The organism is Amycolatopsis saalfeldensis, from assembly GCF_900110575.1.
GTDB lineage: Bacteria > Actinomycetota > Actinomycetes > Mycobacteriales > Pseudonocardiaceae > Amycolatopsis > Amycolatopsis saalfeldensis.
Window position 1 is genome coordinate 49,082 of record NZ_FOEF01000024.1, and the last position, 12,083, is coordinate 61,164.

At 73.3% G+C, this 12,083-nt stretch carries 15 protein-coding genes; 6 read left to right on the forward strand and 9 right to left on the reverse strand.

Annotation, left to right across the window (positions count from 1 at the left end; genetic code table 11):
* Positions 1-9: 9 nt before the first annotated feature.
* Complete coding sequence (locus BMY97_RS38205; protein WP_425425391.1) at positions 10-915, forward strand: LysR substrate-binding domain-containing protein; 906 nt, start codon at positions 10-12, stop codon at positions 913-915.
* Here BMY97_RS38205 and BMY97_RS38210 read toward each other — a convergent pair.
* From BMY97_RS38210 to BMY97_RS38220, 4 genes are all read right to left on the reverse strand, one after another.
* The gene (locus tag BMY97_RS38210; protein ID WP_091627418.1) at positions 901-1,998 is read right to left on the reverse strand and encodes an MAB_1171c family putative transporter; all 1,098 of its coding nucleotides are present in this window, start codon (positions 1,996-1,998) and stop codon (positions 901-903) included. The two genes, BMY97_RS38205 and BMY97_RS38210, sit on opposite strands and share 15 nt — an antisense overlap.
* Positions 1,991-2,218: a hypothetical protein gene (locus tag BMY97_RS48815; RefSeq protein WP_245787714.1), complete on the reverse strand. Its 228-nt coding sequence runs from the start codon at positions 2,216-2,218 to the stop codon at positions 1,991-1,993. The genes BMY97_RS38210 and BMY97_RS48815 overlap by 8 nt, the downstream gene beginning before the upstream one ends.
* 90 nt (positions 2,219-2,308) lie before the next feature.
* Positions 2,309-2,464, reverse strand: coding sequence for a hypothetical protein (locus BMY97_RS48820; protein WP_245787715.1), 156 nt, complete (start codon positions 2,462-2,464; stop codon positions 2,309-2,311).
* Positions 2,461-2,886, reverse strand: coding sequence for a helix-turn-helix domain-containing protein (locus BMY97_RS38220; RefSeq protein ID WP_091627421.1), 426 nt, complete (start codon positions 2,884-2,886; stop codon positions 2,461-2,463). The genes BMY97_RS48820 and BMY97_RS38220 overlap by 4 nt, the downstream gene beginning before the upstream one ends.
* Positions 2,887-3,049: 163 nt before the next feature.
* Here BMY97_RS38220 and BMY97_RS38225 point away from each other — a divergent pair, with 163 nt between their 5' ends.
* Complete coding sequence (locus BMY97_RS38225) at positions 3,050-3,439, forward strand: peptidase inhibitor family I36 protein (RefSeq protein WP_177231735.1); 390 nt, start codon at positions 3,050-3,052, stop codon at positions 3,437-3,439.
* 25 nt (positions 3,440-3,464) lie between these two features.
* On the opposite strand, the gene BMY97_RS38230 is transcribed toward BMY97_RS38225, so the two are convergent.
* Positions 3,465-4,385, reverse strand: coding sequence for a DMT family transporter (locus BMY97_RS38230; RefSeq protein WP_091627427.1), 921 nt, complete (start codon positions 4,383-4,385; stop codon positions 3,465-3,467).
* Here BMY97_RS38230 and BMY97_RS38235 point away from each other — a divergent pair.
* Positions 4,384-5,790, forward strand: coding sequence for an aminotransferase-like domain-containing protein (locus tag BMY97_RS38235; protein ID WP_091627429.1), 1,407 nt, complete (start codon positions 4,384-4,386; stop codon positions 5,788-5,790). The two genes, BMY97_RS38230 and BMY97_RS38235, sit on opposite strands and share 2 nt — an antisense overlap.
* Positions 5,791-5,799: 9 nt before the next feature.
* On the opposite strand, the gene BMY97_RS38240 is transcribed toward BMY97_RS38235, so the two are convergent.
* The 3 genes from BMY97_RS38240 to BMY97_RS47415 are packed head-to-tail and all read right to left on the reverse strand — an operon-like array spanning position 5,800 to position 8,057.
* A complete protein-coding gene (locus BMY97_RS38240; RefSeq protein ID WP_091627432.1) occupies positions 5,800-6,456 on the reverse strand; it encodes a VC0807 family protein in 657 nt (218 codons plus the stop codon).
* A gap of 10 nt (positions 6,457-6,466) precedes the next feature.
* On the reverse strand, positions 6,467-7,576 hold the full coding sequence (locus BMY97_RS38245; RefSeq protein ID WP_091627435.1) for an FAD-dependent oxidoreductase: 1,110 nt from the start codon (positions 7,574-7,576) through the stop codon (positions 6,467-6,469).
* A gap of 1 nt (position 7,577) precedes the next feature.
* On the reverse strand, positions 7,578-8,057 hold the full coding sequence (locus BMY97_RS47415) for a MarR family winged helix-turn-helix transcriptional regulator (protein ID WP_091627437.1): 480 nt from the start codon (positions 8,055-8,057) through the stop codon (positions 7,578-7,580).
* 57 nt (positions 8,058-8,114) lie between these two features.
* Here BMY97_RS47415 and BMY97_RS46460 point away from each other — a divergent pair, with 57 nt between their 5' ends.
* A complete protein-coding gene (locus BMY97_RS46460) occupies positions 8,115-8,648 on the forward strand; it encodes a pyridoxal-dependent decarboxylase (protein WP_143086390.1) in 534 nt (177 codons plus the stop codon).
* On the opposite strand, the gene BMY97_RS38260 is transcribed toward BMY97_RS46460, so the two are convergent.
* Positions 8,551-9,765 (reverse strand): alpha/beta hydrolase family protein, encoded by a 1,215-nt coding sequence (locus tag BMY97_RS38260; protein ID WP_177231736.1) that lies wholly within the window; start codon positions 9,763-9,765, stop codon positions 8,551-8,553. The genes BMY97_RS46460 and BMY97_RS38260 overlap by 98 nt on opposite strands.
* 136 nt (positions 9,766-9,901) lie before the next feature.
* On the opposite strand from BMY97_RS38260, the gene BMY97_RS38265 reads away from it, so the two are divergent.
* Both BMY97_RS38265 and BMY97_RS38270 read left to right on the forward strand, forming a co-directional pair.
* Positions 9,902-10,501 carry a TetR/AcrR family transcriptional regulator gene (locus BMY97_RS38265; RefSeq protein WP_091627609.1) on the forward strand — a complete coding sequence of 200 codons (600 nt, stop codon included), beginning with the start codon at positions 9,902-9,904 and terminating at the stop codon, positions 10,499-10,501.
* Between the two features lie 63 nt (positions 10,502-10,564).
* Entirely contained in the window at positions 10,565-12,079 is a 1,515-nt protein-coding gene (locus BMY97_RS38270) for an FAD-dependent monooxygenase (protein ID WP_091627446.1), read from the forward strand.
* The last annotated feature ends 4 nt before the right edge of the window (positions 12,080-12,083 follow it).

The window sequence follows — 12,083 nt, forward strand, 5'->3', positions numbered from 1 at the left end:
GTGGATCGGATGCGTGCCCTGCACGCCGTCGCCCAGCACGGCTCGGTCGCCGCGGCGGCCGCGGCGCTGCACGTCACGCCCTCGGGCGTCTCGCAGCAGCTCGCGAAGCTCCAGCGCGAGGCCGGGCAGGAACTGCTGGAGCCACGCGGCCGCGGTGTCCGGCTGACCCGCGCCGGCCGGGTGCTGGCCGCGCACGCGGAGAAGGTGCTGGCCCAGCTCGCCCAGGCGCGCTCGGACCTGGAGCTGCTGCGCGAGGACGTGCTCGGGCCGTTGCGGATCGGCGCGATCCCGACCACGGTGCACGCGCTGCTGCCGCCGGCCCTGGCCACACTCGCCGCCCAGCACCCGCGCCTGGAGGTGACGCTGCGCGAAGGCGAGGCGGAGCAGACGATGCCGCAGGTGCTGGCGGGCGACCTGGACCTCGCTGTGCTGGAGAGCTGGGCGGACCGGCCGACCGTGCTGCCGCCGGGCACCGCCCAGATCACGCTGTTCTCCGACGTCGCGGACCTCGTGCTGCCCGCCGGGCACCGGCTCGCGCACCGCCGCGCGGTCGACCTGGCCGAGGTCGACGACGTGCCGTGGATCGGCTGGACCGCGGGCTCCGGCTGTTACGACTGGCTGGTGCAGGTCCTGCGCAAGCAGGGCCTCGACCCGCGGATCAGCTGCACCGTCGGCGGCTACCCGACGCAGCTCGCGCTGGTCGCGGGCAACGCCGGGGCCGCGCTCGTGCCGCGGCTGGCGCGCGAGTCCGTGCCCGAGGGCGCCCGCGTCCTCACCACCCGCCCCGCGCTGGTGCGCACGATCCTCGCGGTCTGCCGCGCGGGTGAAGAGGACCACGGCGGTGTCCGGGCGGCACTGGACGCCTTGCGCGCCGCCTCCGCCCGGTTCGAAGGCGCCGTATCACCGGGCCGGTGATTCGTCTTGTGGCGCAACGGTTGTCCCGGCTCCCCTCGCGACGGCGGAGCCGCCGCTGAGGCGGAACGCGTCCGCGACCCGGCACAGGTACTCGGTGTCGCTGTCGAGGTCGAGCCCGCCGAGGACCGGTTCCTCGGCCCGGGCCGGCAAAGCGGCTCGGGCGCGGGCGGTGATCGCCGCAGCGATCACCGCGGCCTCGACCACCGTTTCGGCGGCGGCGGCGCCCGCCCGTGCCGCGCCGGCGATGTCCGCGTCCCGGTAGGGCTGGAGGTCCAGCAGGCCGTCGCAGATCTCGATCACTCGCCGGTACAGTCGCATGCGCGTGTTCCAGAATCCGATCCGCAGCGTCAGCGTGATGGCCGGATTCGCCTCGGACAGGGCGTGCCACAGGGGCCGCAGCCGCGCGTACTGCCGGTATCGGCGCCACCAGCCGGCCGCCGCGGGAACGGCCACGCCGAGCAACACGAAAAGATGGGCGGCGTTGGGGGCCACGGCGCCGACCACGAACGAGGCCCCCGGTGCGTAGCCGAAGCCGAACCGGCCGGAGGCGACGAGCACGACCTTGTTCACGAGGTAGACCAGGGCCAGGCCCGTGCCGGCGACGACCAGGTGCAGCCCCGCGCTCATGGCCCGGTCCGCGGTGGTGCGCGCGTGGCGCAGGCAGAGGCGGATCACGTTGCCGAACGCCGGCGTCAGCGTGAGCACGTAGACGACCCAGTAGCCGAACACCCAGGGCGACTGCGGCCGCAAGTCCGGGGCCAACGCGTACAGCAGGCACATCAAGGCGAACATGCCCACGGTCCACCAGACGTTCCAGCGGCGGCGGGGAAGGCCGTTCAACTGGGTCATGAGGTCTTGTGCCGACCACGCCACGAGCACCAGGCACGCGTGCCCCGCGAGCCAGGGCAGGTCGGCCGAACCGCTGAGCCACGTGATCGCCTGCCGGCCGGCCGGAGTCAGCACGGTCAGGGAGAGCGCGAGGCCGAACAGCAACCGGCGGACTTCGACGACCCGCCCGCGCCAGCCGAACAGCAGCAGCCAGGCGATGCCCGGCGGGACGTAGCGGACCAGCAGCTCACCCATGGAAGCCGTCGAGGGTGTTGCGCAGGCGGTCGGCCAAGGTCGCGTCGGTGCGGGCGCGGTGGCGGATCAGCGTCGCCAGCGTCTCTGCCTCACGTTCCTCTGCCGTGGAGTAACCCGCCCGGCCCAGCACTCGTTCCACCATGACCGGGTCGAGGTCGGGCAGCAGTGCTTTCGCCTGCTCGGCCAGGCTGAGCGAGACCGGGTAGTGGTCGCACAGCACGTGCGCCAGCTCGTGCAGGACGATGTGCTCCCGATGCGGCGGAGTGGTCGCCTGCTCGTAGAAGATCAGGTCGGTGGAGCCGGTGGCGACTCACAATCCGCAGATGCCGGTCAGGCCCGCCATGGGCAGCAGCTTGAGCGGGCGGCCACGCCGGGCGGCGATCCGCTCGGCCAGCACGGACAGGTCGAACGGCACGGGAATCTCCAGCCCCCGCAGCCGCCCGGCGCACCGCCTGCGCAGGCTCACGAGCCGGCGTCCGGTTCGGGCAGCCCTTCCAGCTCCCGGACCCGCTCGACCATGTCGGCGATCGTCGCCAGGCTCTTCTCGGACAACCCGGTGGCGCGTAAGGCGATCTGCCGCACCGACGTGTGCCGCAACGAGGTCAGCAGGGCCAGCTCGGCGTCGATCCGCGCGGCTTCGGCGTCGTCGAAGAAGTAGGCGGGCGGCACTCCGAAGAACTCGGCCAGCGCCTCCAGGTGGCGTTTCGTCGGGTTGTCCCGTTGCCCTTTGCGCAGCTGCCACACGTAGCTCGCCGAGATCGTCGGCCCGCCGCGGGCCTTGATGGCCTCGGCGACCTCCTCGAAGGTGTACTCACCACCGTCGCTCGCGCGCACGGTGCGGAACAGATGATCGACCCGCTCGGCCAGCGCTCCCGTGTGCCCAGACATGGCCGGCAGCATACCTGCCGGCATCAACTCGGGTGAAGCGGAAGCGGATTTCAGGTTCGCACCAGTTGACAGGCGGCCCAGCCTTCAGTTTACTGATTCAGGCATCGCATCAACTGAGAAAAATGCGAATAGTGTCGCTACGAAATGCCGAGGGGAACAGACCATGAAGAAGAATGCGATCAGGGTGGGCCTGCTGGCGGCGGGCCTGACCGCCGCCAGTGTGCTGGTGCCGCTGCAAGCGCAGGCCGCCACCGGGAACCTGTGGCTCGCCGAGAACCAGAGCATGGGCGGCAAGAACTGCGGATGGGCCCAATCCCAGCCGGACCTGAGCAAGACCTTCTGCTCGTTCGGCGACAAGGCCAGCTCCGTCTGGAACGGCAGCGACAATGCCTGGGTGCTCTACGACGACGCCGGTTACGGCGACCGCAGGTACTGCATCAACGCCGGCGGCCGGATAGCGAACCTGCACGACAGCCGGTGGAATTTCGGGGACAAGATCTCCTCCATCAAGCGCCTGTCCGGCAACAGTTGCGCCGGGTACCCGACATTCTGAGTGGCCGGGAACCCCTCGGCGAGCCCTAGGTCCGTCCGGTCCGGGCGCGCACCGCGGTCCCGGCGCAGAGGACCACCGCGAGCCCGCCGAGCACGGTCGGCCAGGTCAGCGGTTCGTGCAGCAGCAGGGCGGCCCAGCTGATGGTCAGCACCGGCTGCACGAGCTGGACCTGGCTGACCCGTGCCATCGGGCCGATCGCCAGCCCGCGGTACCAGGCGAAGAAACCGAGGAACATGCTCACCACCGCCAGGTAGCCGAACGCCGCCCAGCCGGCCGGGGTGCCGCTCGGCGGCCGCTGGACGATCGAGACCGCGGTGAGCACGACCATCAGCGGCGCCGCGAGCACCAGCGCCCAGGACACGGTCTGCCAGGCGCCCAGCTCACGGGCCAGCAGACCGCCTTCCGCGTAGCCGATCGCGGCCGCCAGCACCGCGCCGAACAGCAGCAGGTCGGACCAGTGCAGCTCGCCGAACCCGCCGCCCTGCGCCGCGGCGAACCCGATGGCGACGATCGCGCCCACGGCCGCCATCACCCAGAACGAAACCGGCGGGCGTTCCCGTCCGCGCAGCACCGCCGTCACCGCGGTCGCGGCGGGCAGGAGCGCGATCACGACCGCGCTGTGGCCGGCCGACGCAGTGGTGAGCGCGAAGGACGTGAGGAGCGGGAAGCCGATCACCACCCCGCCGGCGACGACCGCGGTGCGGGCCCACTGGCGGCCGCGGGGCGGGCGCTGCCGGGTGAACGCCAGCGCGGCCGCGGCGAGTATCGCGGCGATCGCCGCGCGGGCAGACCCGGTGAACAGCGGTGACATCCCGCCACCCGCCACAGCCACGCGCGTGAACGGCACGGTGAAAGAGAAAGCCGCGACGCCCAGCAGTCCCCAGCCGAGCCCGGCCCGCGATAGCACTGTCGGCGCTTTCTGAGTAGCGCTACTATCCAGCTTCATGTCAGACGATAGCAGCTCACGTATCGTCGCGGGACTCCGAAGCTGGCTCGCGACGGCCCCGCCGGGTGCGCGGGTACCGTCCACGCGCGCACTGGTCGCCGAGTACGGCGCGAGCCCGGTCACCGTGCAGAAAGCGTTGCGCCGCTTGGCCGGACAGGGTGTGGTGGAGAGCCGCCCGGGCGTGGGCACGTTCGTCCGCGCCGCCCGGACCGCCCGCCCGAACGACTACGGCTGGCAGACCGCCGCGCTCGGCTCGCCGAACCACCGGATCCCGGACCAGCCGGCCGCGCTGCAGACCGTCTCGAACGACATGATCGCGCTGCACTCGGGCTATCCCGACCGCGAACTCCTGCCGGATCGCCTGGTGCGCGCGGCTTTCGCCCGCGCGGCCCGCTCCGAGTCGCCGGTCGACCGGCCCGCGACGGCCGGGTTGCCCGCCCTGCAAGCGTGGTTCGCGGCGGAGCTGGAGGCGGTCACCCCGGCCGGGACGTCACCGGTCACCCCCGGCGACGTGGTGGTCATCCCCGGCAGCCAGGGCGGGCTGAGCACCGCGTTCCGCGCGCTCGCCGGAGCGGGACGGCCGCTGCTGGTGGAGTCGCCGACCTACTGGGGCGCGATCCTGGCTGCCGCGCAGGCCGGCGTGGACCTCGTGCCCGTGCCCAGCGGGCCCGGCGGCCCCGACCCCGAAGCGCTGTCCCGGTTGTTCGAGCGGTCCGGCGCGCGGGCGTTCTACGCGCAGCCGAGTTTCGCCAGCCCGACCGGCGCGCTGTGGTCACCCGAGCTGACCGGCCGGGTGCTGGACGTGGTGCGCCACCACGGCGCGTTCCTGATCGAGGACGACGCGGCGCACGACTTCGGCATCACCGCCGACCCGCGCCCGGTCGCCGCGCTGGACGACGGCGGGCACGTGGTCTACCTGCGCTCGCTGAGCAAGAGCGTCTCCCCGGCGGTCCGGGTGGCCGCGCTGATCGCCCGTGGCCCGGCGCGCAAGCGGATCCTCGCCGACACCCAGGCGGAATCGATGTACGTCAGCGGGGTGCTGCAGGCGGTCGCGCTCGACGTCGTCACCCAGCCCGCCTGGCGGACCCACCTGCGCCGGCTGCGCCACCAGCTCAAGTCGCGCCGCGATCTGCTCGCCGGCAGCCTGCGCGAGCACGCCCCGGGTGCGAGGCTGGAGGCCGTGCCGCAGGGTGGCCTGAACCTCTGGGCGCGGCTGCCGGACACCGTGGACCTCGACCGGTTCCTGCACGACTGCACCGCGGCCGGGGTGGTGATCGGCCCGGGCCACGAGTGGTTCCCGGCCGAGCCGACCGGGCAGTTCATCCGGCTCAACTACGCGGGCCCGAACCCCGGGGCGTTCCCGGACGGGGCCCGCGTGATCGGCCGCGCGCTCGAAGGCCACTGACCGGCCCGGTCAGCCGACGGCGGCGAGCCGGTCGCGTTCGCGCAGCAGGATCGGGCGGACCCGGCGCATCCGGAGTCGCGTGTAGACGATCACCAGCACCAGCACGGCCAGCAGCGGAGCCTGGGAAAGCAGCAGTGAGTCCAGCACCTGCGCGGGCGGGAAGCGGAACACGATGACCGCCCGCAGCACGGCGTCCACCAGGAACCCGGCACCCCAGACCGCGGTCACCGAACGGATCGCCGAGCGGAACGGCGGGGAGGTGTCCCAGCACCGTTCGTAGGCCGCCACCATCCGTGGTTCTCCCTTGGTGGCAAACGGTTTCCCGGACTCGTAGACCAGCGGGCGGCCCACGGCCAGGGTGCCCAGCGCGTACAGGCCGCCGACGGCGACGTAGAAGGCGGGCTTGAGCAGCAGCACCCGCGGGTCGTCGCTGACGAACAGCAGCGCCAGCGACAGCGCGACCTCGAGCACGACCAAGCCGCCGAACGCGTCGAGCCGGCCCCGGTGCACGGTGGTGACCACCGCGTTCACCGCGGTGGCCAGCCCGCCGGCGGCCAGCGCCCAGAACGGGCTGAGCCCGAACCCGTTGTGCAGCAGGTAATAGACCGCGACGGGCAGGACCAGGTCCAGCAGGAACGGCGCCAGCGCGCGGATTCTCGGTTTCATCGGTTCCCCCTCACCCACGGCCGCGGGCCAGTCCCGCGGCCAGGTTGCTCCGGTGCACGACGGCGGTGGCGTACTCGCGCATTTCGTGCTCGTAGGCGGCGATCGCGGCCAGCGGGTCGGCGCCCGTGGCGGTCAGCTGCCTGGTCAACAGGGCGGCATCGCGCAGCGCGGTGTTCGCGCCGGCGCCACCGGAGGGCGGCATCACGTGGATCGCGTCGCCGAGCATCGTGACCCGCCCGGCCGTCCGGCGGGGGACCGGCGGGGAGGTCCGGATCGGCGTGCGGAACGTCGCGGGCACGTCCGCCTCGCGCACGATCCGCACCAGCTCCGGGTGCCAGCGGCGCACCGCCCTGGCCGCGAACCGGTGCAGCGCCACGGGTTCGCGCGCACGCGGCGCCGCGCCGACGACGGCCCACATCAGGTAGTCCGGCACCGGTGTCAGCGCGAGGCCGGCGGCGTCCTCCGGCGGGGTGCGGGCCCGGAACGCGGCCAGCGCCAGGGTGACGGTGCCGCCGGCCACCGCGGTGAACCCGTCGAAGAACCGCTCGGGCAGGCCCGGCAGCGCGGCCAGCGGCGTCCGGCCGTACACGCACCGCAGGCCGGTGTCGATCGGCGCGCTGTCCGGCGCGACCGCGGCCCGGACCACGGAGTTCACCCCGTCGGCGCCCACCAGCACGTCCCCTCGGCGCTCTCCGCCGTGGCCGAACCGGATGCGCACCCCGTCCGCGTCCGGCTCGACGGCGGCCACCTGGTGTCCGAAGTGGACGTCCGAGCCGAGGCCGGCGAACAGGATTTCGCGCAGGGTAAGGCGGTTCACCGCGGTGTGCGGGCTCCCGGTCCCGGTGTCGAGAGTGGACAGCACGCCCAGGTCGGTGCCCAGGGTGCTGATCCGGCCCGCGCCCGGCCGCGTGGACGTGGCCAGGTAGAGGCGGTACAGGTGTTCCGGCAGGCAGTGCCGCAACGCCTCGCCGCCGTGGTCGTCGATGTGGATCCGGTAGCCCTGGCCGCGGTTCTCCAGAGCCGGGTCGCGTTCGAACACGCTCACCCGCACTCCGGCCGCGCGCAGTCCCTGGGCGAGGCACAGTCCGCCGATTCCGGCGCCCGCGATCAGCACGTGCACGTCACTCCGACCCTTCGCGCCGTTGCCAGGGCCGTCCGCCCGGCCGCTGCGACTGGCGTTTGGCCGTGTCCGCCGAGGCTTCCAGCCGGGTGAGCAGACGGCCGAGCGTCCGCACGTCCTCGGCGTCCCAGTCCGCCAGGAACTCGGAGAACCGGTCCAGGCCCAGCCGGGTCAGCCGGCGGACCTCCTCCCAGCCGGGCTCGGTGAGCGAGATCAGGCAGGAGCGCCGGTCGGCCGGGTCGGCCTCGACCGCGATCAGCCCGTCGTCCTCCAGCGACCGCGTCTGCCGGGTGATCGACGACGGGTACAGGTCGAGTTCCGCGGCCAGCTCGGACGGCCGCACCCGGCCTTTGACCGCCGCCTGCTGCAGGATCGCCTGCCGCGTCGGGTCGATCGCCTTGTTCTGCGCGCGGCGCATCGACTGGCCCAGCCGGGCCAGCGGGTACACGATCCGTTCGAGGTCCTCGTAGTCGTGGGGCATGAAGCCACCGTCCGCTACTTGCGCGCCGCAAACAAGTGGTTTCCGAGGAAATCAGGGATGACCCTGACCTCCGCCCCGAGCCGCCCGATCGAAACGGCCGGTCCCCGGTTCTTCGGGTACGTCCCCGGCAGCGGCTTGGTCAGCTCGGCCGTGGGGGAGCTGATGGCCCGGGCGCCCAACCGGTTCACCGCGGTCGGCGAGTTCGCGCCGGGGCTGGTCGCGCTCGAACACGGCGTGCTGACCTGGCTGTTCGGGCTGCCCGCGGGCGCGACCGGGATCCTCACCAGCGGCGGTTCGGCGGCGATGCTGTCGATGGCGGTGGCGGCCAGGGAGGACCGGCTGGTGCCGACCTCCGACGGCCGGCGGCTCGACCCGGTGGCGCTGGACGTGCCGCAGCTGCCCGAACTGTCCACTGTGGTCTTCCGCCTGCGCGAAGGCGGCGGCGAGGCGAACCGGGCGCTGCTGGACCGGATCCGGCCCGCGCGAGCGGTCCTCAGCGCGGGCCGGCGGGCAGCGAGTCGAACCAGGGCACGATCTGCGGCAGCGCCACCGCGGGAGTGTCGAGGTGCTCGGCGGAACCGAGCCGGGTGAGGGGCGCGTTGACCCCGTGGACGCGCAGATCCCGTTGGCAGTTCAGGGAGTTCGCGATCGGCACCTGGGTGTCGGCGTCGCCGGCGAAGAGCCGGACCGGGACGTGCGGGCGCCAGGCCGAGCAGGTGCCGTCGCTGTCGCGGGCGGCGTCGAGCAGGGGGCCGGAGAGGTGGCGGACCCGGTTCAGGTAGCTGTCGGTGAACATCGCCGCCGGGGTGGCGGCGAGCCTCGGGAAGATGTCCTCCTCGCTGTGTGATCCGTCGAAAAGGGACTCCGCGTACTGGTCGTAGGGCGCGCGGAAGACCTCGGAAGCGTTGCGGTACAAGGGGAACAGCCGGTTCATCGAGACGGTCCAGTAGGACAGGTAGAACACCGCGACGTCCGGGGCGACGCTGCCGTCGAAGATGCCGGGCAGCTCGGCGCCGCGGACGTCGTACGGGCCGCTGATCGGGGCCAGCGCGGAGAGCCGGAAACTCGCGTCCGTGCGCCCCTGCAGGGCCTGGCCGACCGCCATCGCCGCCTGGCCGCCCTGGGAGAACCCGCTCACGAAGACCCGCGGGTCGAACCGCTTGCCCCGGTCCGACGCCAGGGTCTGGGCCGCGCGCAGGAGGTCGAGGGTCGCCGAGACCTCGGTCCGGGAATCCATGTACGGGTGGAAACCGGGGCCGGTGCCGAGGCCGAGGTAGTCGGGCAGGACGGCGGTGTAGCCCGCCGCGCCCAGCAGCAGCCCCGCCTGACGGTCCTGAATGGACTCCTGCACCGAGGCGACGTCCGCCCGGTTGCTGCGGGTGCCGTGCTCGTACACGGCGGTCCGCGGCTCGCGGGTGCGGGGGAGCACCACCAGGCCGCTCGCGGTGGTCGGCCGGCCGCGCCGGTCGGTGGTCCGGTAGATCACCCGGTACGCGTCGAGCCCGTACCGCACCGTGGCGGAGCCGAACGGGGTGGCGTCGAGTGCGGCGCGGGCCCCGGCCTGGTCGAGGCTCTGCACCGGGACGGCGCCGAGCAGGGCGCCGTGGCCGGGCGCGGCGCCGGCGACCGCGGGCGCGGACAGCAGCGCGGCGGCGCAAGCCCCGGCCGCCAGCGCGGGAATGATCTTGTGACGCAAGGGTTTTGTCATACCCGACAGCCTTTCGGCCCGGCGGGCGGCGGCCCATCCGGCAGGCCGGTGGAGGCGGGGTAGGGCGCTCCCCACCCCGTAAACTTTCCGGATTGGCAACTTTGCAATTCCGGAAAGTTTCGCTACGGTGGTCACCATGACCTCAGAAGGGCTGCGGGAGCGCAAGAAGCGCGAGACCCGTCTCGCACTGAGCCACGCGACCATCCGGCTCGCGCTGGAGCGCGGGTGGGACAACGTCTCGGTGGAGGACGTCGCGGCGGCGGCGAACGTCTCCGAGCGCACCTTCCGCAATTACTTCGCCGGCAAGGCCGAAGCGGTGGTCGCCGCGCATGTGGAGCGCGGGCAGCGCATCGCCGAAGTCCTGCGGGAGCGGCCGGCGGACGAACCGCTCTGGGACGCGCTGGTCGCGGCGGTCGTCGCGCAGTTCGAGCCGGCCGAAAGCGGACCGCGCGACGACGGTTACGCCGCCGCGCTCCAGGGGCTGCTCGCCCAGCCGTCGATCCAGCACGAGGTGTTCCGCGCCCACGCCCGGGCGCAGGACGAGCTGACCGCCGCCATCGCCGACCGCACTGGCACCGCCGCCGAGGACCTGTACCCGCAGGTCCTCGCGGCGGTGGTCGCGGCCGGGCTCGGCACCGCGATGGCGCACTGGACGCGGCAGCCGGCGCGGTCGCTCGTCGCCGTGCTCCACGAGGTCTTCGACCAGCTCCGAGCCGGGTCGCCCGACCCGCGCTGACCCCCATGCCCGATCGCCCGCGCAGGCGGGCTCATCCGGCGTGCCCGGAAAAGGAGAACAGTCATGGACGTAGTCATCGTCGGCGGCGGGCCCAACGGCCTGATGACCGCCTGTGAACTCGCGCTCGGCGGCGTCCGGCCGATCGTGCTCGAGCGCCGCACCGGCCCGAACCCGGAACCCCGGTCGAACGGCCTGGTCGGCCAGGTCGTGCCGATGGCCGACCGGCGCGGGCTGTTCGAGCCGCTCAGCGGGCAGCCCGGCCCGCCGCGGCCCAACAACGGCTACTTCATGTTCGCCGCGATGCCGCTGCACCTCGGCCTGCTGGACGACAGCCCGATTTACAACCTGCCGGTGCCGGAGCTGAAAACCGTGCAGGTGCTGGAAGAACGCGCCCTCGAACTCGGCGTCGAGATCCGGCGTGGCCACGAATTCACCGGCCTCGACCAGGACGAAGCCGGTGTGACCCTCACCGTCCGCGGACCGGATTCGCAGGCCTACCAGCTGCGCACGCGGTACGTCGTCGGCGCCGACAGCGCGCACAGCCCGGTCCGCAAGGCCGCGGGCATCGGCTTCCCCGGCGTCACCTACGACCGGAGCACCAGCCGCAGCGCCCACGCCACCGTGCCGGCGGACTGGCTCGACCCGGCCACCGGCGCGCTGAACGTGCCGGGCCACGGGCCCGTCCTGCCGTTCCTGCCGATCCGGACCGCGCGGGGCGGATTCTCGTACGCGCCGCTGCCCGGGCGCCCGCCGCTCGTCGCCACCGTCGAGTGGGACGAGCCCGAGAACGCCGAGCCCATGACGCTCGACGAGATGCGGGCCAGCATCAACCGGGTGCTCGGCGCCGACGTCCCGATCGGGCCGCCGCCCGGCGACGGCCCGCACGTGCTGCGCCGGATCAACGGGGGCAACACCCGCGTCGCGGAGAAGTACCGCGAGGGCCGGGTGTTCCTCGTCGGCGACGCCGCGCACGTCTTCGCCGCCGGCGGCACCGGCCTCAACCTCGGCCTGCAGGACGCGATCAACCTGGGCTGGAAGCTCGCGGCCGTGCTCCAGGGCACCGCTTCTGCCGGCGTGCTCGACACGTACGAGACCGAGCGGCGCGCGATCGCGGAGCGGACCATCACCTACGCCCAGGCCCAGGCGGCGTTGCTGGCTCCGGGGAAGGACGTCACCGGCCTGCGCGGGCTGTTCGGCGAGCTGCTGACCCAGCCCGGTGTCGTGCGGGTGCTCGCGGACCTGGTCGCGGGCGCGGACGTCCGCTACCCGGTCGGTGAGGGCGCCCACCCCCTGGCCGGCTGGCCCGCGCCGGACCTCGAGCTGCACACGTCCGGCGGCACGGTCCGCCTCGGCGAGCTGGTCCGGCGGGCGCGGCCGCTGCTGATCGACCTGACCGCCGACGGTCTGGACGTCAATGACTCCGATGTGGACGGCGTGGAGGTGGTGCGTGCCAAGGCGGACACCGGCGTCACCGCGCTCCTGCTCCGTCCGGATTCCTATGTGGCCTGGGCTTCCAGCGAGCCGCGGCCGGACCTCGAAGCCCTCCGCGCCGCCGCCGGTGCGTGGTTCGGCGCGTGACCCC